A 20,258-nucleotide genomic window follows, 5' to 3' on the forward strand; every position below is an offset into this window, starting at 1 on the left:
CATGATGATTTCTATCCAATTCATGTTGGATGTTCATCGAACGGGGACCTGGCACCGGGCTGCGCTTGTCCGTTCAAGAACCGCGAGTGCCGTAAAATGCGTAATCTGCTTCATATTATACCATTTTACGGCGAAATACTCTAGGAAAAAGTTCCCGTATAGGTCTAACGGATGGCTGCGCCGTTGCGAATTTTGTCAGCCAGTTCGTCTATTTTACGAAGACGATGATTGACGCCCGACTTGCTGACGCTGCCCTTCAGCATGTCCCCGACCTCTTTAAGATTCAAGTCGGGATGCTTCACACGGATTTCCGCGACTTCGCGGAGTTTTTCCGGCAGGCTCTCCAGGCCGACTTCCCGTTCGATGAGACGAATGTTATCGATCTGCCGGACAGCCGCGCCGATGGTTTTATTAAGATTCGCCGTTTCGCAGTTTACGATTCGGTTCACCGAATTTCGCATATCCTTCATGATCCGGACATCTTCGAAACGCAACAGGGCCTGGTGTGCGCCAATAATGCTGAGAAACTCAATAATCCGTTCGCCTTCCTTGATGTAGAAAACGAATCCCTTCTTGCGCTCGATGCATCTGGCGTTCAAATCGAAACGGTTAGCAAGCTGGCACAGCGACTGGCAGTGTTCTTCATACATGGAAGCAATTTCGAGATGATACGAAGAACCCTCCGGATTGTTGACGGAACCTCCCGCAAGAAAAGCCCCCCGAAGGTAGGCCCGCCGGCAGCAGTTTGTTTTTACAATGCTTTTGTCTATGCCCGGAGTAAACTGGAAGCCTTCCGACACGATATAAAGGTCGGAAAGCAGTTCCTGCACCTGGTTCGGCACGCGGACGATATAGACATTGTTCTTCTTAAGACGCATTTTCTTACGGACGAGCAGCTCGGTGTGAAGCTTATACCGCTTTTTAAGCAAAGAGTAAATCCTCCTGGCAATAGCGGCGTTTTCCGTTGAAATATCAAGAACGACGCGCTGATTCGTCAGCTGGACGGAACCGTTCATGCGGATAAGAGCCGACAATTCGGCTTTCTCGCAGCAATCCTCCGCTTCGATTAGGGTCAATTCCTTCTTCGTTTGCGCCGCAAAAGACATGGGGACTCACCTCTTCCTGAGCATCCAGCTCTCCACGATCTGATAGATATGCTCGCTTAATTTATCCGCATCGTGGCGCAGATAGGTCCGAAAAAGCACCAGCTTGTCGGCGATGACGCGGTACCCCCGCTTCGTCACCTCGTCCAAATCCAGATGGACGGCTTTGGCGCCCTTCTCGGCATATTTATTCTGTACCTGGGGAGGAATCTCCCCGTTGTTAACAATGACATAATCAAACAAATGATGGCCTATATGGTTATGAATGGCCGTCAGATGATCCCCGACGGAGTAATCGTCCGTCTCGCCCGGTTGGGTCATCACGTTGCAAATGAACATTTTGACCGCTTCGGATTTAAGAATCTCCTCCGCTATTCCGGGCACGAGCAGGTTAGGAAGAATACTCGTATACAAGCTGCCGGGACCGCACAGGATGGCATCCGCATCACGGATGGCTTCGATCGCTTCCTCCAGCGGTTCGATATCCGCCGGCTCCAGCATAACCCGCTTGATGCGCCCTCCGGCCAGTGGAATCTTCGACTCCCCTTCCACAATCGTGCCGTCCTCCATCAACGCCCGCAAATAGAGCTCCTGCCTCGAGGCGGGCAGCACCCGGCCGCGAACCGCGAACACGCGGCTCATCTCGCGAATTCCGGTGACGAAGTCACCGGTGATGTCCTTCATCGCCGCGAGAATCAGGTTCCCGAGACTGTGCCCCGCGAGCCCGGTTCCGGCCGGAAAGCGGTACTGCAGCATCTCGGAAAGCAGCGGCTCCACATCCGCGAGCGCCGTAAGCACGTTGCGGATATCGCCCGGCGGAGGAATTTGCAGCTCGGAGCGCAGAATGCCGGAGCTGCCTCCGTCGTCGGCTACCGTCACGATAGCCGTGATATCCAGCGGCTTCTGTTTCAGCCCCCGGAGCATGACGGACAATCCTGTTCCGCCCCCTATGACGACTATCCGGGGGATATCGGCAGGGCGGTAAACTTTAGACATGGTTTCACCCTCTTATGGTCGGTCGCGTTCCGCATCTCGATGATTGACTCTGACGATCTCCGTCTCGCTGTTTCCCATAACCTTGCCCAAATACTCGGCAATAGCCACGGACCGATGCTTGCCGCCCGTACAACCGATGCCTACGACAACCTGGCTTTTGCCTTCTTTTTTGTACTGAGGAACAAGAAAGTGAAGCATATCGAGCAGTTTCGTCAGAAACTCCTGCGTCTCGTTCCACTTCATCACGTAGTCGTATACATCCGCATCCTGCCCCGTATTCGGGCGAAGCGTCTCCACATAATGCGGATTCGGCAGGAAGCGTACGTCAAAAATCAGATCGGCATCAATCGGGATGCCGTATTTAAAGCCGAAAGAGATGACATTTATAGATATGCCGCCGCTACCCATATTGGTGAAGCGGGAGGCGATTTTTTGTTTGAGCTGTGCCGGTTTCAACGCGCTAGTGTCGATCACCTGCGAAGCGTGGCCCTTTAATTCTTCCAGCAGCTTGCGTTCCAGCAAAATGCCCTCTAGCGGCGCATCGTTGGGAGCAAGCGGATGGCGGCGCCTGCTTTCTTTGTAACGCTGAACCAGCGTGGAATCCGTTGCGTCGAGAAACAATATCTCGTACGTCAATGTGTAGTCTTCCTTAATGGAACGCAGCGATTCCTGCAGCGCCGTGAAAAATTCCCGGCCGCGGAGGTCGATCACCAACGCCACCTTGCCGATTTTGCCATGGGATTGCTCGATTAATTCCGCAAATTTCGGAATCAGAACAGGCGGCAAGTTGTCCACACAGAAAAATCCGAGATCCTCGAGACTTTGTACGGCAATTGTTTTCCCTGCACCGGACATGCCGGTAATAATGACAAGCCTGGCCGCCGCTTTGCTTTCTTCCATGAGTTCACCTTCCTCATCCGTTATAGGGTACCCTTCCGGGTGGAAGCCGCATTGTAAGCTTTGGTTGCTAATGCAGGTTTAAACCCGCCGCTCCTACGATGCCCGCATCGTTGCCCAGGGTGGCCGGCACGATTTCAACGCCTGTATAAGCGCGTTCCGGAGTCAGCTTGCGGAATGTCTCGCGGATCGGGTTGAACAGGATTTCTCCCGCTTTCGATACGCCTCCGCCGATAATGAACCGCTGCGGATTAACGGTTACCGCTACGGCCGCCATCGACTTGCCGATATAATAGGCGGCACGGTTAACGATGCGCACAGCGACCTCGTCTCCCGACTTCGCCGCATCGAATACGTCCTTCGCCGTAATCTTCTCGATCAGCGCAAGACTCGTGCGGTCGCCGCGTTCTTTGGCATCGTTGGCCATTCTGACGATACCCGTGGCGGAAGAGACCGTTTCCAGGCATCCGGATTGTCCGCAGTTGCAGGCGATCGCTTCAATATCCGGAACAACGGACATATGTCCGAGCTCGCCTGCCATCCCGTTGAAACCTTGATAAATTTTTCCGTTTATAATAATGCCTCCGCCCACGCCGGTTCCAAGCGTATAGCAGACCAGGTTCGGGATTCCCCGTCCGGCTCCGCCCCACGCCTCACCAAGCGCCGCGACATTGGCGTCATTGTCGATTTTTACGGTTTTGCCAAGCTTCTCCTCAAGCGTCTTCTTGACTGCGACATTGCGCCAGCCCAGATTAGGCGACAATTCCACAAAGCCTGTCGGAATGTCCATAAAGCCAGCGATTCCGGCTCCGATCCCCGCTACTTGTTCCCATTCGTATGGCGATTCGTCTACGATCCTGTGGACGTACTCAACAATACGGTCAAGCACAAAATCGGGACCGTGCTCGGCTCCGGTAGGACCTTCGTAAGTCTGAATCAATTTTCCTTCTTCGTCGCAGAGGCCTACCTTGATGCTGGTGCCCCCTAAGTCCACTCCGACATAAATCCGTTGTGTCATGCTAAATGTCACCTCAGTGAAGAGTTAAGTTATTTCCAAATCTTTCGCGATGGGTGTTGCTCCTGTACCCACTATAAGCGAACCCCATAGGAAGGTCAAGGACGGCAAATTGAAAAAACGTGGAAGGGTGTAGGCCGTTCCACGTCTTTGCGTATGAGTCTAATAATCCGTTTTACAGGGACTTGCTCCAATCGTGAACCATGTGGCCCTCGAGGAACTTTTCGCAGTCCAGAGCCGCCATACAGCCGCTGCCCGCCGCCGTAATGGCTTGACGGTATTTCAAATCCTGAACGTCTCCGCAAGCGAACACGCCAGGGATGTTGGTTTCCGTCGTTCCCGGTTTAACGAGGATATACCCCGTTTCGTCGGTCGTGATTTGTCCGCCGAGGAACTTCGTGTTCGGAGTATGGCCGATCGCCACGAAAATACCGTCGGTTTCAAGAACCTCTTCCGCTCCGGTCTCGTTGTTAAGAACTTTAAGGCCGGTTACGCCTTTGTCTCCCGCAACGACTTCAAGCGGAGTGGAGTTCAGGCTCCACGTGATTTTCTCGTTCTCGCGCGCACGATCCTGCATAATCTTGGAGGCACGGAGTTCGCTTCTGCGGTGAACCAGTCGAACTTCGGAAGCGAAACGTGTCAGGAAGTTCGCTTCTTCCATCGCAGAGTCGCCGCCGCCGACGACGATGATCTTCTTGCCGCGGAAGAAGAATCCGTCGCAAGTGGCGCAAGTGCTCACACCGCGTCCGATATTCTCGCGCTCGTTCGTGATGCCGAGCAGCTTAGCGGAAGCGCCGGTGGAGATGATCAGAGATTCCGTCTCGATCTCGCCGAGACCTTCCACATTGAGCTTGAACGGACGTTCCGTAAGCTCCACGCTGTTCACCCAGCCGGTTTTGAACTCGGCGCCGAAACGCTCAGCCTGCTTGCGCATGTTAGCCATAAGCTCCGGCCCCATGATTCCTTCCGGGAAGCCAGGGAAGTTTTCGACCTCGGTCGTTGTCGTCAACTGTCCGCCCGGTTCCGGACCTTCAATAACCAAAGGGTTGAGATTCGCGCGTGCCAGATAGATGGCTGCTGTTAATCCGGATGGTCCGGTTCCTACCACAATTGTTTTATACATGGATCGATCTCTCCTCCTTGGGAACAAATCAGAATTCGTATGATCGCGGGCTGAGTGTTGAGTCATCACTGCCTGCAATCATTCTCTATTTATAATAATTCTAATTAAAATTATTCTAATTTGCAAGTGTGATTAATCCCGGCCCTTCTTTTCCACGTTCCAGAGCTTCGGAAGAATCGCATCCATCTTCTCCTTAAGCCCGCATGCTTCGTCAATCAGCTTCACATTCTTGCTTACGGTCGAAACGGTCGTATGGTAGCGGCTGGCTACCTCGTGATAGGAAATCGACCTGCGGTGCATTTTGGCGACCAAGTATTCGAGAGCGGCGGACCAGCCCTCCACTTTCGTAATCCTCGGCACGCTCGGATACACCCTGCTCAAATATTCTACCCATAGAGTTTGAAGGTCATGCTGCTGGATCATGTCGTACCGCTGGTGCATATGCCGGTGAGCGGTTTCCATGACGGTCTGCCATTTGGGCTCCCATTTCGGCAGGTCGGTCGTATGCACGGAGTTTTCCACGGTTTTTACGGCACCGTCCAAGTGAGCTTTCAAAGGCTCTTCGACTCCGATGGTCCGCAAAACGAAGATAGCTACCTTTTTGAGGTAGTCGTCCTCTTTAGGGTCGCCGATAAACTCGATGAGGGCTTCTTTCACTTCATTGTCGCCGATATAAACGAACGTCTGAAGCACCTGCAGCTTCGTCTCAACATCTCCGTGGCGCAGCGCCCAGAAGAAGGAGCTGCGGACAAGCGGGTCCTTCGCAATCTGGTCCGGGATCGATTCGGGAGACTGCTCCAATTGGCGGAACTGTTCCTCGAACGGAAGGTTATAATGGTAGCTCAAGGAAAGCGGGCGGTCATCGGAACGGCGGTTCAGCTGCTCCAAATAAAAGCGGGCGATTTCCGACCCGTTCTCCAGCTTATCCACCTGATTCCAGAGAACCCGGGCTTCCTGAAATCTGCCGATATTGCAAGCGGCCACGGCCGCATAATGGTAAACGCACGGATCAAGACCGCTGTCGTTGGAGCGGGAAATCCTCCTGAAAAGCTGGTAGGCTTTCTCGTGATCGCCAAGAATCCCCATGGTGGTCGCAAGCTTGAAGACATGCTCCTGCTGGAAAGGATACGTTTTGCGTAAAGTTCCCATCAGTTCGGCAAGTTCTTCCTTGCGTCCGAGATGCTGGTAGAAGATCGCCATATTGCACAGTGCGTGAAGGTTCCCGGGATCTATGTTCAGCACCTCGACAATAGCATCCAGCGATTTCTGAAAATGACCGGTGTAATAATAAGCCAGCGCCAGGTTATTGCGGGCCGCCAGAAAATCGCCATGCTCTTCGACGAGTTCTTCCAGAACACGCACCGCTTCCGCGAACTTGCCTTCTTCCAAAAGCAGACGCGCCTGGTCGTGCTCGTATAAGCCCTCGCGGGATTTGATGGTCTTGAGTTTGGCGGGACGCTCCAGCTCGTAGCTGAGAAAATCAAGCATCTCCTCGGCTTCTTCCAGGTAATGTCCGTTTGTATCGTTCTCCAGATAACGGACAAGAGCGCCCTCCGCCTGTTCGTACTGGTCCATGTTGGCGTAATTGTTCGCCATATAGAAGTAGCATTCGGTCATCGAGGGATCGATCCGGTCGAGAACATCTTTTAAGATGTCGTTGGATTCCTCGTACTTGCCCAATTCGGAGAGAACCCCTGCAAGGTTGCAGTGGTTCACGGGATTATCGTATTCGTATTCTACCGCTCGCCGGAAATATTTCAACGCCTTATCGTAATGGAAACGATCGAGCGACTGAACCGCTCTTTCAAAAAAGAACGTGGCATCCATGCTGATGGGAATAATTTTCGGTTCCGGCTTTACGGAGACACGCTTTTTCTTTTCCATGACTAGGCACCTCCGGTACTTTGAGATCTATGATCAAGTATAGCACAGTCCCCGAGGTTTCAAAAACACGATTTAAACGCCGCCGTATTTAAATAGCGAAGAGAGAGAGCCGCCGTCGCTGACGATACGTACCGCATGCGAGAGCAGCGGAGCAACGGAGAGCACCTTGAAACGTTCCGCGTGATCGTCCGGAATCGCCAGGGAATCGGTGATCACGACTTCACGAATGTTCGGGTGATCCAGACGCTGGAGCGCAGGACCCGAGAATACCGCATGAGTGGCGCAAACGTAGATGTCGTTGGCTCCGCGTTCCTTCAAACCTTCCACAACGTTCACGATCGTTGTGCCAGTGTCGATCAGATCCTCGATGATGATCGGCGTACGGCCTTTAACGTCCCCGATCACGTGAGTCACGACCGCTTCGTTGTGAGCGGGACGTTTCTTGAACATCATCGCGAACGGAGCATCGAGAATGTTGGCAAGACGCTCAGCCGTCGTAGCGCGGCCGGCATCCGGAGATACGATGACCGGATCGACGATGTTTTTCTTCGTGATGTAATCGCTGATAAGATCAAGAGCGGTCAGGTGATCGACCGGAATGTCGAAGAATCCTTGAATCGCCGGTGCGTGAAGGTCGATGGTAATAACACGGTTCGCTCCTGCGGCACTGACCAGATCGGCGACAAGTTTCGCGGAAATCGGTTCGCGCGGCGCGGCTTTTCTCTCTTGACGGGAGTAACCATAGTAAGGCAGGATCAAGTTGATCGTGCGGGCGGATGCACGCTTGGCCGCATCCATCATAACCAATAGTTCCATAAGGTGTTCATTGATCGGATGGGAGAACGTTTGTACTAAAAATACATCGCAGTTACGGACACCTTCTTCATACAAACAATAAATTTCCCCGCTCTTGAAGCGAGACAGCTTGATTTTACCGAGCGGAACGCCCAGGTCGTCGCAAATGCTCTGTGCCAGCTTCGGGTTGGAAGAGCCGGAGAAAATTTTAATGTTGTTGAGATCCATGGTTATGGTTACCTCCGAAATGTTTTTGATTATTGGGACTGCAGACGGGTCAAACTTCTGTATAGAACGCTTCGCATACGTTTTCATACGAAAGCGCTTTTTAGCATGTAAGCGAGAAAAAAGATGCCCCCTCTGTCTAGTATCTAGGACCAGGGACATTCTCCTACCCCACCATTATACATGAAACTTGTCGAAATGAAAAAGCACAGAGGGACGCCAAATCGAGGTAATTGTGGCTAGTTTATGAACTTCGGAAACAAAAATCGGCACCCGTTCCTCTAGATGGCATATTTGCCTCTAGAGTCGGATGCCGATCCCTTTATTTGGATTTGCTCATGTGGCGCCGCTCCAGCTCCGCCATTACATCGTCCAGCGGAAGCTTGGACTCGCGAAGAAGAACCATCAAGTGAAAAATCAGATCGCTCGTTTCGTACCGGAGCTCGTCGTGATCCCGGTTTTTGGCCGCGATGATGACCTCTGCCGTTTCCTCGCCTACTTTTTTGAGAATTTTGTCGATTCCCTTCTCGAACAAGTAAGTCGTGTAGGCGCCTTCGGGTCTTTCCGCTTCGCGGGAAGCGATGACGGACTCCAGCCTCGACAAGATGCCGAACCGGTCGGCGGAAGCTGTCACGGCCTCAGATTCACCGGTTTCAGCGGAGTCTGCGCCGGCCACCGGAATTTCACTGCCGAAGCAGGTGTAGGATCCGGTGTGGCAAGCGGGTCCGGTCTGCTCCGCCAGCACCAGAAGCGTGTCCGCATCGCAGTCATAACGGAGAGATACCACACGCTGCGTGTGCCCCGAAGTCGCCCCCTTGTTCCAGAGCTCCTGCCGCGAGCGGCTCCAGAACCAGGTCGTGCCGGTGGCTACCGTTTTTTCAAGCGATTCTTTATTCATGTAAGCCAGCATCAGAACGTCTTTGCTGATGGCATCCTGTACAATAGCGGGAACGAGACCCTGCGAATCGTAGCGGATGCTGTCCAGTTGTATGCCTGTCATCGAATCTCCACTCCTTTTTTCTTCAAGCTCTCTTTAACGCCCTGCACCGTCAGTTCTTTATAATGAAAAATCGTCGCGGCCAGACCCGCATCGGCACGGCCTTCGGTGAACACCTCGTAGAAGTGTTCTTCATTTCCTGCACCGCCGGACGCGATGACGGGGATTCCGACAAATCCGGATACCGCCTTGGTCAAAGCCAGATCGAACCCGTCCTTCGTCCCGTCCGCATCCATGCTGGTAAGAAGCAGTTCGCCGGCGCCCGCCGTCTCCATCCGCTTCGCCCACTCGACAGCCCGGATGCCGGATGCCGTCCGGCCGCCGTGCGTGTAGACTTCCCACTCGCCCCAGGCCGGGTTGAACTTGGCGTCAATGGCGACGACGATGCACTGGGACCCGAATTTGCGGGCTCCGTCCGATACAAGCTGCGGATTCTTGACCGCCGCCGTGTTGATGCCGATTTTATCCGCTCCGGCACGGAGCAGACGCTTCATGTCATCGGTAGTCGAAATTCCCCCGCCGACCGTGAACGGAATCGTGATTTCGCCTGCCGTTTTCTTCACGACCTCCACCATCGTCGCCCGTCCTTCAACCGAAGCCGATATGTCCAGGAAAACGAGCTCGTCGGCGCCTTCGCGGTCATAAATGGAAGCAAGCTCGACCGGATCGCCCGCGTCTCTCAAATTTACGAAATTTACACCCTTGACGACCCGGCCGTCCTTTACGTCCAGACAGGGAATAATCCGTTTAGCCAGCATTCTGACTTCCCCCTTCAACTCTGTACCACTTTATATCGGAGCATCTTGATGCGTGAACGTATGCTTGAATGCGTTATTCTAGTGTCAGCGCATCCGGCCTAAACCAGCTTCAGTGCTTCCTCCAGGCGGATGCTGCCTGTGTAGAGCGCCTTGCCGACAATCGCGCCGCCCACGCCATTGGCAGCCTCGGCGGCAAGCCGCTCCAGGTCTTCCGGCCGGCTCACGCCGCCGGAAGCGATAACCGTCCGGCCCGAAACCTTAGCCAGGCGTACGATAGCCTCCACATTCGGCCCGCCCATCATGCCGTCCCGTGAAATATCGGTGAAAATAAACGTCTTGGCCCCATGCTCGGCAAGCTGAACAGCCAAATCCTCCGCTTTTACCGAGGAAGTTTCGAGCCAGCCCCGGGTCGCGACGAAACCGTCCCGCGCGTCCAGGCCGATGGCGACGTTCTCGCCGTGTTTGGCCAGCAGAGACTGGACAAAAGCCCTGTCCTCGATGGCGGCGGTACCGAGAATGACACGGGATACGCCCAGCGACAGCAGACGATCCACATCCTCTTCCGTACGGAGACCGCCCCCCACCTGGACCGGAACTTTCACCGTGCGTGCGATTTCGCCTATCAGCTTGTCGTTAACCGGCCGGCCGGCTTTCGCGCCGTCCAGATCGACCAGATGAATCCACTGTCCGCCTTGAGCTTCCCAAGCTTGGGCAACCTCAAGAGGATTCTCGTTATAAACTGTTTCCTGATTATAATCGCCTTGAACGAGACGAACGCATTTGCCGTCCCGGATATCGATTGCCGGATAAATAATAAAGGACATTTTTCGTTACCTCCACCTGATAGGCCGCAGGGCCGGTTAATCTTAGGACCCCGCCTTGCTTTGACAAAGCCCTACGAAATTTTGAAGCAGCCGCATACCCAGCTCACCGCTTTTTTCCGGATGAAACTGCATGCCGAAGACGGAATCTCTTCCTACTACAGCCGTAACCGGCTGATGATAATCCGTGACGGCCAGAAGGTCCCCTTGACGCTCCGGTTTCACGTGATAAGAATGAACAAAATAAACGTGGCCCTCTTCAAGCCCTTCCAGAAGAGGGCTGGCCTGCTTGAACTCCAGCCGGTTCCAGCCCATATGAGGCACCTTGTAGTCCCCTCGGAATCGCACGACTTGACCGGGAAGCAGATTGAGGCCTTCATGCTCTCCGTATTCTTCGCTGGAGGTGAAAAGCAGCTGCATGCCGAGGCAAATACCGAGCAGCGGTTTGCCCTGAGCGGTCTGTTCCCGCAAAAGCCGATCGAGACCGAGCGAGCGGAGCTGCTCCATCGCGTCGCCGAACGCTCCTACTCCGGGCAGAATGAGACCTTCCGAATCCGCGAGAATATCCGGATCGGATGTAACCGTGGACTCGCATCCCAGACGTTCCACGGCCTTGCTTACACTATGCAGGTTGCCCATGCCGTAATCGATGATGGCAATCATGCTTAGAGAACTCCCTTCGTCGAAGGTACTCCCTTAACGCGGGGATCGATGGAAGTGGCTTCATCCAGAGCGCGTCCTAGCGCTTTGAACACCGCTTCGATCATGTGATGCGTGTTCCGGCCGTAATGAACAATGACATGAAGGGTAATCCGGGCCTCCAAGGCAAACTTCCACAAGAACTCGTGAACCAGCTCCGTCGTAAAACTTCCGACCTGCTGGGACGGATACTCCGCCCGGTATTCGAAATGAGGCCGGTTGCTGACATCGATAATCACCTGCGCCAGCGCCTCATCCATCGGGATAAATACGCTGGCGTAACGCTTAATGCCCTTCTTGTCCCCAAGAGCTTCCCTAAGCGTCTGACCGAGACAGATTCCGATGTCTTCTACCGTGTGGTGATCGTCTATGTCAACGTCTCCGCGAGCTTGAACTTTAAGATCGAACTGTCCGTGCTTGGCAAAAAGATCGAGCATATGGTTCAGAAAAGGAACATCCGTCTCCAGCTCCGAGACACCGGTTCCGTCCACGCCGAACGAAAGCTCGATGTCGGTTTCGTTCGTTTTGCGCGCTACACTGGATGCGCGCCCACGGGAAACGGGATCCGTGACGGACAAGCCTTCACCTGCGCCAGTATCTATCGCATCCGCATTTACTGCATTCGCGTTTACCGATCCACCGGGGGATCCGCCTTCCAGCCCCGCTTGTTTTGCGTTCTTGTCCACTTGTTCAGCCATGAAAGTTCCCTTCTTTCTGCAATCGAACTTGTATCGCTCTGGCATGCCCTTCGAGCCCTTCGTTGCGGGCGAGCGTCATAATTTGCTCTCCGTTCGCAAGAAGAGCTTCCTTACTATAGGAAATCACACTGGATTTTTTAATAAAATCGTCGACGTTCAGCGGCGAGGAGAACCGGGCCGTACCGTTCGTCGGCAGCACGTGGTTCGGTCCGGCGAAATAGTCGCCGACCGGCTCCGGGCTGTATGCGCTGAGGAAGATCGCCCCGGCGTTCTCGATCCGCGGCAGCACCGCGAACGGGTCGTCCACGAGCAGCTCCGCATGCTCCGGAGCAATCGCGTTGACGACGCGGATGCCCTCGTCGAGATCCCCGACGAGGACGATCGCGCCCTTGTTCGCCGTGGACACCTCGGCGATCGCTTTGCGCGGCAGCGCCTGCAGCTGCCGCTCCACCTCTCCGCGCACCTGCTCGGCGAGCGCGCGTGACGGCGTCACCAGTATGGCAGGTGACAGCTCGTCATGCTCCGCCTGGGCCAGCAGGTCCGCGGCGATGTATTCGGGGTCCGCCGACTCGTCGGCCAGGACCACGATGTCGGTCGGTCCGGCAATCATGTCGATATCGACGACGCCGAATACGGCGCGTTTCGCGAGTGCGACGTAAATATTGCCGGGTCCGACGATCTTGTCGACGGCACGAATCGTATCCGTGCCGTAAGCGAGCGCCGCGACGGCCTGTGCGCCGCCGACGCGGTAGATCTCCCGCACGCCGGCCTCGGCTGCCGCCACCAGGATGTGCGGGTTAATGCCCTCTTCCCCGGCTGTAGCCGGCGGCGTCACCATCACGATCTCGGGAACGCCGGCGACGACGGCCGGGATGGCGTTCATGAGCACCGATGAGGGGTAAGCCGCCTTCCCTCCGGGAACGTACAAGCCGACGCGCTGCAGCGGCCGGATGATCTGGCCCAGCAGGGACCCGTTGTCCTGCAGGTCCATCCAGGACACGCGTTTCTGCTTTTCGTGAAACGCGCGGATGTTGGCGGCGGCTTGACGCAGCGCCTTCAGAAACTCGGCGTCCACCCGATCGTACGCCGCATCGATCTCGGCTTCGTCCACGCGGAGTTCGTGAAGGTCGACGCCGTCGAACTCCTTGGACAGCCGCCGGAGAGCCGCATCGCCCTCGCTGCGTACAGCGGCGATGATCGATTTTACGGCGTCGTTCTGCTCCGCCGTCCCGTAGTCCACTTCCCGGGCGAGTTTAAACTCTTCCGCAGGCACGATTTTCATGCGCAATCACCCTTTCATAACGCCGGCTTCCGCCTGCTAATCGTTTCGTTTTATAACGCTTTAAGTTATCCGCCAGGGAGTAGCAGCCTCTTACTCCGGCAACGCAATCGTTGCCTGCAGAGCGTCGCAAAGCTGCTGAATCCGGTCGTTTTTCATCCGGTAACTGACGCGATTGGCGATAAGCCGGCTCGTGATCGGAAATATTTCCTCATATTCGACCAACCCGTTTTCTTTCAGAGTCTGGCCGGTTTCGACCATATCCACGATCCTGTCGGCCAAGCCGATCAGCGGCGCCAGTTCAATCGAGCCGTTGAGCTTGATGACTTCGACCTGCTGCCCTCTTTCCCTGAAATACTGGGAAGCTACCCGGGGATATTTCGTCGCGACGCGGGGATTCAGAACGGGCTGCCAGTCCGGCAGCGCGATAACGGACATCCGGCAGCGGGCGATCCCGAGATCAAGCAGCTCATAGACGTCCCGGTTTTCTTCCATCAGCACGTCCTTGCCTACCACTCCGATATCTGCCACGCCGTACTCGACATAAGTCGGAACATCGACGGGTTTGGCAAGAATGAATTCCATGTTGGCTTCCGGAAAGGTAACGATCAGTCTCCTGGAATCGTCACCGCTATCGTCCGGCATCGGCAATCCCGCTCGGCGGAAAAGCTTGAATGCCTGTTTATATATACGCCCCTTGGGCATGGCTACCTTAAGCATTTCCTGCATGCCTTCAGCCTCCTGTCAACAGCCTCTGTCGAAGCTAAATGATTGCGGGACCCCGTACGGCGCGAAGCCGCAAGCAGAGCCCGCCGTATAACCGCGAAGGCCGGTTTGAACGGCCTGAATCGTTTGTTTTATCGCATCGTCTACCGGTTTGGCTGCCGCATTCGTATGATTTAACAGCTCTATACCGGCCGGTGAATTTATCAGCTCGGACGCTAAAAACTAGTCCGTCAGGTAGAGCAGGACGTCCGAGTACACGTTCCCTTCGTACCGGTAACGGCCCTGTCCCAGTTCGTGCAAAGCTGCCGGATCCCACGACGCACAGGGTCCGGTTCCATTGCCGGCGTGGCGTGTCACAACGACCTTTCCGGGAAGGGTTCTCAGCTCCCGGGCTTTGCCCAGCGCTTCGCCGCGGCGGGATTCCCCGTATACGATCAGGACCCGTTCCTGCTGCTTGCGGACCGCATCTCCCGCCGCTTCCAGAATGCGGTTCGTCTTCAAGGCAAAGCCCGTTGCCGGTGCGGGACGTCCGAACTGAGCGAGCAGATTGTCGTATCTGCCCCCGCTGCACAGCGGGAATCCGAGATCCGCCGCGTACCCTTCGAACGTAAGACCCGTGTAGTAAGAAAAATTCCCGATCATCGCCAGGTCAATCAGCACATGCTCGCTGACTCCGTAAGCCTCCAGAACGTTCCATACCTCGCACAGATGGGCGATGGCCGCCTGGGCCGTCGGATCGGAAGTGACGCCGAGTGCCTGTTCGCAGATGTCTTTGCCTCCGCGCAGCCGGAGGATGCTCTCCAGTTCGCCGCGCCGGGCTTCGTCTACACCCATGCGCCGGACGGCCGTGCGGTAACCGACGTAATCCCTGCCGAGCAAGCAGCTCTTGAGCTCTTCCTGAGCTTCGGGATGGTCTTTGAGCGTTTCGCCGAACAAGCCGTGTAAAAACCCGACATGCCCCAAGGCAAACTTAAACGTTTTTACGCCTGAGGCCTGTAAGGAAGCAATCGCCAAAGCCACTACTTCGGCATCCGCTTCCGCGGACGGGTCGCCTACGAGCTCCACACCCGTCTGCACGAACTCCGAATCGCGCCCGGCTTCTTCCTCCATCGCCCGGAAAACATTCCCGTGATAGCTAAGACGGAGCGGAAGAGGCTCATCCCCCAGAAGAGAGGAAACCACCCGTGCGATAGGGGCCGTCATGTCGGAGCGAAGTACAAGCGTTTTCCCGTTGCGGTCCAGCAGCTTGAACTGTTTCCGGTCTTCAATGGAGCTGGCCATCCCTACCGTATCGTAAAATTCCAGCGTCGGAGTCACGATTTGGCGGTAGCCCCACCGTTCCATGCAGTCCAGCACGCTGAATTCGATCTCACGTATTCTCGCTACCGATTCCGGAAGCAAATCTTTAAAACCCGTAGGCTTTTCAAACACTTTCGGTTTAGACATTCATGTTCCTCCTTGCCCTGCCGGTAAACCTCTATTTTCAAAACGCTTTAGCACGCTACCATACTACCAAATTGAAGGATATCCGTTAGTTTATCACGGAATGTCAGAGGCGTCAATTTGCAGATTCATTCCCATTCGTTTCTCTGCAGCCAATGTCCTCTTTGCTTCAAACAAAAAAACAGTTCATCTTCTTAAGAAGATGAACTGTTTGGATTGGTTCCTCCGCCGGAAGCCGACTCCGGTCCGGATATTTCCGCTGACGCTCCGAAAGTCCGGGCTTCTGCGGAATCGGAAGTTCCCGTGCGGATAACCTGAAGCGGATTGCCCGCTACGAAGCTGTATGGCTCCACATCCTTGTGGACGACAGATCCTGCACCGATTACGGCGCCATCCCCTATCGTAACACCGGGCAGAATGGTCGTGTTCGCCCCGACCATCACATTCGATCCGATCCGCACTTCACCCAGACGATACTCCTTGGTCAAATACTCGTGAGCCAGAATGGTTGTGTTGTACCCGATGATCGAGTTGCGGCCGATCTTTATTTTTTCCGGAAAAAATACATCCACCATCACCATCAAAGCGAAAGCGGTGTGTTCTCCCACCTCCATGCCCAACATGCGGCGGTAGATCCAATTTTTAACCGGAAGCGAGGGGCAGTAGCGGCTGATTTGTATCCAGACGAAATTTTTGACCGCTTTCCATTTGCTGACCGTCCGGTAAATCTGCCATAGGGCGTTAGGTCCGTCGACCGGGTATCTGTCGGTTTTCCTCAAACACTTTCCTCCATAATCCCGAAAATCATATACAGCTCGCGCATATCCGCGATCATATGCTCCGGATGGTACTGTTCCAGGTAGGCCTGGCCCTTAAGAGACCAGTTGACGGCCACGGCTTCAACGCCTGCGGCTTTGGCCGCTTCGATATCGTAATGGCTGTCCCCCACCATGACGGCTTCCTCCGCTGTTGAGTTCAGTTCATGGAGAGCCTTCCGGATTCCTTCCGGGTCCGGCTTAGCCTTCGTGACATCATCGACGGTCACAATACTTTGGATATACGGCAGCAGTTCGCAAAGTTCCAGGCCCAACATGGTTGTCAGCCTGATTTTGCTGGTTACGACGCCGATTTTGACTCCGTAGGCATGCAGCTTGGCCAATACCTCTTTTACATAAGGAAAAGGTCTCACCAGCTCGTCGTGGTGCTTAAGATTATACGACCGGTAAAGAGTCAGAAGATCCGTCACTTCATCCAGGCCGCTGAAAAACTGGAGTTGCTCGATGAGAGGGCGCCCCATGTGGGGAATGATGTTTTCTCTTGTAAACAGCTCGGGCGTCTTTCCTTCCAGCGCATGCAGGAACGACTGGATAATGAGCTCGTTGGTGTCCAGAATAGTGCCGTCCAAATCAAACAATACCGTATGCTTCATGCTGTGCTCCTTATTATCAAGAGTTCTGTCCTGTTTTCAATGGCTTGTATCGGCCGAAGCCGGTGCCCCGCCGATTTTCTCGATGGGATCGCTGTACTTGGTTTTCGCATAGCCCATACGGCGGCGCAGGACGATGATGACGATAGCCGCGATGATGATAAGCACGGCAAGAAGCTGGGAAATACGGATGTTGCCCCCGTATGTCATCGTGCCCGCTTCACCGAACAGCAGGGACATCGGCGACCACAGTCCGTTCAGCAGGGAAGCCAGCCATGCCGGTCCCGTGAAATCGAGGCTGTCCGTACGCAAGCCTTCGATGAAGAAACGGCCCAGCGAGTACCAGATAAAATAGCTCATAAACAACTCGCCCGCACGAAGGAACGGACGGCGGCGCAGCCAGAAGAGCAGCAGCAGACCGACGAAATTCCACACCGATTCATACAGGAAAGTGGGATGATAGAAAATGCCTTCGATGTTCATCTGGTTCACGATCCAATCCGGCAGATGAAGCGTGTTTCGCAGGAAAGATTCGCTGACCGGACCGCCGTGGGCCTCCTGATTCACGAAGTTTCCCCAGCGGCCGATCATTTGGCCGACGATGAGTCCCGGAGCGCAAATGTCCGCGATCCGCCAGAACGAGTATCCTTTGCGGCGGACATAGATGACCGCTGCGATAATAGCCCCGATCAGAGCGCCGTAAATGGCAATTCCCCCGTGCCAGATGGCGATGATTTCGCTCAGATTGTTTTTGTAGTTTTCCCACTGGAAGGCCACATAATAAATACGAGCGGCCACAATGGCAGACGGGACTCCGATCAGCAGCAGATCCATAAAAAATTCGGGCTGTAGCTTGAAGCGTTTGCCTTCCCGAATGACAAGCAGCAGCCCGATCAGGGCCGCCGTCCCTAATATAATGCCGTACCAATGCACGGAAATCGGGCCTAGCTTAAAAGCGACTGGATTTAGCATAAACGGTCGATATCCTCCTATTCCTTACCTGTGGGTATGAACCGGCTCTCAGTCCATGTCGTCCAAATCTTCGGCCAGCGTTTCCGTCAGCTTATTGGTGAACTGCAGGGCCGCGTTGAAGCCCATCCGCTTGAGCCTGTAGTTCATCGCCGCAACTTCGACGATAACCGCCAAGTTTCTTCCCGGACGGACGGGAATGGTGATCAGCGGCACATCCGTTTCAATAATCCGGGTCGTTTCTTCGTCCAGTCCGAGGCGGTCGTACTGCTTATCCTGCTGCCAAGTTTCCAACCGGGCAACGACGGATATTTTCTTGACGTTCCGCACCGCTCCCGCACCGAAGAGCGTCATCACGTTAATAATGCCGACGCCGCGGATTTCAAGCAAATGGCGGATCAGGTCGGGAGCGTTTCCGTACAGCATATAATCGGCTGTCTGGCGGATTTCAACGGCATCGTCCGCTACCAGACGGTGGCCGCGCTTGACCAGTTCGAGCGCCGTCTCGCTTTTCCCGATTCCGCTGCCGCCCGTAATAAGCATTCCGACGCCGTACACATCCACCAGTACACCATGAATGGTAGTGGAGGGAGCAAGCTTGTTTTCGAGGAAGTTGGTCAGCCGGCTGGCCAGAATGGTGGTCGCCACCTGGCTGCGGAGAACCGGGAGCTGGTGCTTCTTCGCTTCTTCCACCAATTCCGCCGGAATATCCAATCCGCGGGTGACGATAATGCAGGGCGTTTCTTCGCTTGCACAAAGCTGCTCGGCCCGATGCAGCCGGACCGTTTCATCCAGCGTTTCGAAGAAGGACATCTCGGTGCGTCCCAGCAGTTGAACGCGTTCCTGCGGATGATAATTGAAATAGCCCGCCATTTCCAGACCGGGCCGGTAAAGATCGGCTACCGTTACAGTCCGCTTAAGACCGTCTTCGCCGCAAATGACTTCCAGGTTGTAATGCTCAACCAGCTCAGACACTCTCACTTTTTTGCCCATCGTTCATTCCCCTTTGTTTTCCCAATAGTTCCATCGTAATTCAACTGCCGGGTGAAAATCAACCTGCCGCCCGGGCCAGCCGGTATGCTGTAGAGGTGCAATTACTGCAGCATACCCACGGGCCGCCTCATCATTCCCTAATACGTCAAAAAAGCCAGTCACGATGGACTGGCTTTAAATTGATGATTCTTACGAGTTCAGAAGAATGGAGTTCGTTGTTTCTTTATCGAAGAAATGAACTTTGTTCATGTCCAGAGCAAGCTTCACGTTAGCGCCGTCTTTCAGACCGGAGCGGCCGTCAACACGCGCTACGACTGTACCTTCGCCGATACCGGCAAGGTGAACCTGCATCTCGTGACCCAGGTTCTCGGACACTTCGATCAGGGCGTTAACCACTGTCTTAGCGGAAGCTTCAAGGAACACAGGCTCATCGTGGATATCTTCAGGACGAATACCCAGAATAACTTCTTTGCCCGCGTAGCCTTTATCGCGAAGAACTTGAGCTTTGCCTTGCGGAATAACAACGTCTACGCCTTTGGCTTTGAAGTGAAGCTCTCCGCCTTGGTCGCTCAGCGAGCCGCTTACGAAGTTCATGGAAGGAGATCCGATGAAGCCCGCTACGAACATGTTGACCGGGAAGTTGTAGATCTCTTCTGGAGAAGCCGCCTGTTGGATGATGCCTTTGTCCATAACGACAATCCGGCTTCCCATTGTCATAGCTTCGGTTTGGTCATGCGTTACGTAGATGATCGTTACGCCAAGACGTTTGTGAAGTTTGGAAATTTCGGCACGCATTTGTACACGAAGTTTAGCGTCCAAGTTGGAAAGCGGTTCGTCCATCAAGAAGACTTGCGGTTCACGGACGATTGCGCGGCCCAGGGCGACACGCTGACGCTGACCACCGGAAAGTGCTTTCGGTTTGCGGTCCAGAAGGTGTTCAATATCGAGAATTTTAGCCGCTTCGCGCACGCGTGCGTCGATATCGGCTTTTTTGAATTTACGGAGTTTAAGGCCGAACGCCATGTTCTGGTACACGTTCATGTGCGGGTACAGGGCGTAGGACTGGAATACCATCGCGATGTCGCGGTCTTTAGGAGCCACGTCGTTCACGAGACGGTCGCCGATGTACAGTTCGCCTTCGGAAATTTCTTCAAGACCGGCAATCATCCGCAGAGTTGTGGATTTACCGCAACCGGATGCTCCTACCAATACGAGAAACTCTTTATCTTGAATATCGAGATGGAAATCCTTAACGGTTGCTTCTTGGTTGCCTGGGTACCTCTTTACGATATGGTTAAGACGAACGCCTGCCATAGTTCATTCCCCCTGGTTCTTGAATGTTCTTAATTGGAATCTGTACATTTATCTTAGCTTAAATGCCCGAAGACTGACTATGCACAATCTTCACAAA

The 20,258-nt window shown here is 54.5% G+C and carries 20 protein-coding genes; all 20 read right to left on the minus strand.

Features of this window, described 5'->3' with window-relative positions:
• Positions 1–164: 164 nt before the first annotated feature.
• The 20 genes from whiA to ACI48J_RS25165 all read right to left on the minus strand — a co-directional run bounded on the left by whiA (position 165) and on the right by ACI48J_RS25165 (position 20,161).
• Positions 165–1,106: a DNA-binding protein WhiA gene (whiA, locus tag ACI48J_RS25070; protein ID WP_405080771.1), complete on the minus strand. Its 942-nt coding sequence runs from the start codon at positions 1,104–1,106 to the stop codon at positions 165–167.
• Positions 1,107–1,112: 6 nt separating this feature from the next.
• On the minus strand, positions 1,113–2,099 hold the full coding sequence (locus ACI48J_RS25075) for a YvcK family protein (protein WP_326050964.1): 987 nt from the start codon (positions 2,097–2,099) through the stop codon (positions 1,113–1,115).
• 12 nt (positions 2,100–2,111) lie between these two features.
• Positions 2,112–2,999: an RNase adapter RapZ gene (rapZ, locus tag ACI48J_RS25080; RefSeq protein WP_405080772.1), complete on the minus strand. Its 888-nt coding sequence runs from the start codon at positions 2,997–2,999 to the stop codon at positions 2,112–2,114.
• A 67-nt stretch (positions 3,000–3,066) separates the two neighbouring features.
• A complete protein-coding gene (locus ACI48J_RS25085) occupies positions 3,067–4,014 on the minus strand; it encodes an ROK family glucokinase (RefSeq protein WP_218230951.1) in 948 nt (315 codons plus the stop codon).
• A gap of 172 nt (positions 4,015–4,186) precedes the next feature.
• Complete coding sequence (gene trxB / locus ACI48J_RS25090) at positions 4,187–5,134, minus strand: thioredoxin-disulfide reductase (protein WP_326050959.1); 948 nt, start codon at positions 5,132–5,134, stop codon at positions 4,187–4,189.
• 132 nt (positions 5,135–5,266) lie between these two features.
• The gene (locus tag ACI48J_RS25095) at positions 5,267–7,018 is read right to left on the minus strand and encodes a tetratricopeptide repeat protein (protein ID WP_405080773.1); all 1,752 of its coding nucleotides are present in this window, start codon (positions 7,016–7,018) and stop codon (positions 5,267–5,269) included.
• Positions 7,019–7,090: 72 nt separating this feature from the next.
• A complete protein-coding gene (locus ACI48J_RS25100) occupies positions 7,091–8,041 on the minus strand; it encodes a ribose-phosphate pyrophosphokinase (RefSeq protein WP_009676852.1) in 951 nt (316 codons plus the stop codon).
• A 319-nt stretch (positions 8,042–8,360) separates the two neighbouring features.
• Positions 8,361–9,038 (minus strand): bifunctional phosphoribosyl-AMP cyclohydrolase/phosphoribosyl-ATP diphosphatase HisIE, encoded by a 678-nt coding sequence (gene hisIE, locus ACI48J_RS25105; RefSeq protein ID WP_405080775.1) that lies wholly within the window; start codon positions 9,036–9,038, stop codon positions 8,361–8,363.
• Complete coding sequence (gene hisF, locus ACI48J_RS25110) at positions 9,035–9,793, minus strand: imidazole glycerol phosphate synthase subunit HisF (protein WP_042232324.1); 759 nt, start codon at positions 9,791–9,793, stop codon at positions 9,035–9,037. Before hisF ends, hisIE begins: the two co-directional genes overlap by 4 nt.
• Before the next feature lie 98 nt (positions 9,794–9,891).
• On the minus strand, positions 9,892–10,617 hold the full coding sequence (hisA, locus tag ACI48J_RS25115; protein WP_009676848.1) for a 1-(5-phosphoribosyl)-5-[(5-phosphoribosylamino)methylideneamino]imidazole-4-carboxamide isomerase: 726 nt from the start codon (positions 10,615–10,617) through the stop codon (positions 9,892–9,894).
• A gap of 42 nt (positions 10,618–10,659) precedes the next feature.
• Positions 10,660–11,277, minus strand: a complete 618-nt coding sequence (hisH, locus tag ACI48J_RS25120) for an imidazole glycerol phosphate synthase subunit HisH (protein WP_405080776.1) — start codon at positions 11,275–11,277, stop codon at positions 10,660–10,662.
• 2 nt (positions 11,278–11,279) lie between these two features.
• Complete coding sequence (gene hisB, locus ACI48J_RS25125; protein ID WP_405080777.1) at positions 11,280–12,011, minus strand: imidazoleglycerol-phosphate dehydratase HisB; 732 nt, start codon at positions 12,009–12,011, stop codon at positions 11,280–11,282.
• Positions 12,004–13,293, minus strand: coding sequence for a histidinol dehydrogenase (gene hisD / locus ACI48J_RS25130; RefSeq protein WP_405080778.1), 1,290 nt, complete (start codon positions 13,291–13,293; stop codon positions 12,004–12,006). The genes hisB and hisD overlap by 8 nt, the downstream gene beginning before the upstream one ends.
• 90 nt (positions 13,294–13,383) lie before the next feature.
• On the minus strand, positions 13,384–14,019 hold the full coding sequence (gene hisG / locus ACI48J_RS25135) for an ATP phosphoribosyltransferase (protein ID WP_217560189.1): 636 nt from the start codon (positions 14,017–14,019) through the stop codon (positions 13,384–13,386).
• Between the two features lie 219 nt (positions 14,020–14,238).
• Positions 14,239–15,462 (minus strand): ATP phosphoribosyltransferase regulatory subunit, encoded by a 1,224-nt coding sequence (locus tag ACI48J_RS25140; RefSeq protein ID WP_405080779.1) that lies wholly within the window; start codon positions 15,460–15,462, stop codon positions 14,239–14,241.
• A gap of 191 nt (positions 15,463–15,653) precedes the next feature.
• Positions 15,654–16,238: an acyltransferase gene (locus ACI48J_RS25145; protein ID WP_326050945.1), complete on the minus strand. Its 585-nt coding sequence runs from the start codon at positions 16,236–16,238 to the stop codon at positions 15,654–15,656.
• Positions 16,235–16,888: a pyrophosphatase PpaX gene (ppaX, locus tag ACI48J_RS25150; RefSeq protein ID WP_405080781.1), complete on the minus strand. Its 654-nt coding sequence runs from the start codon at positions 16,886–16,888 to the stop codon at positions 16,235–16,237. The genes ACI48J_RS25145 and ppaX overlap by 4 nt, the downstream gene beginning before the upstream one ends.
• Positions 16,889–16,924: 36 nt before the next feature.
• Complete coding sequence (gene lgt, locus ACI48J_RS25155; protein ID WP_405080783.1) at positions 16,925–17,857, minus strand: prolipoprotein diacylglyceryl transferase; 933 nt, start codon at positions 17,855–17,857, stop codon at positions 16,925–16,927.
• A gap of 48 nt (positions 17,858–17,905) precedes the next feature.
• Positions 17,906–18,847, minus strand: coding sequence for an HPr(Ser) kinase/phosphatase (gene hprK, locus ACI48J_RS25160; RefSeq protein ID WP_009676857.1), 942 nt, complete (start codon positions 18,845–18,847; stop codon positions 17,906–17,908).
• A 189-nt stretch (positions 18,848–19,036) separates the two neighbouring features.
• A complete protein-coding gene (locus ACI48J_RS25165) occupies positions 19,037–20,161 on the minus strand; it encodes an ABC transporter ATP-binding protein (RefSeq protein ID WP_405080785.1) in 1,125 nt (374 codons plus the stop codon).
• Positions 20,162–20,258: the final 97 nt, after the last annotated feature.

This window comes from Paenibacillus chitinolyticus (assembly GCF_045038035.1).
GTDB lineage: Bacteria > Bacillota > Bacilli > Paenibacillales > NBRC-103111 > Paenibacillus_F > Paenibacillus_F chitinolyticus_A.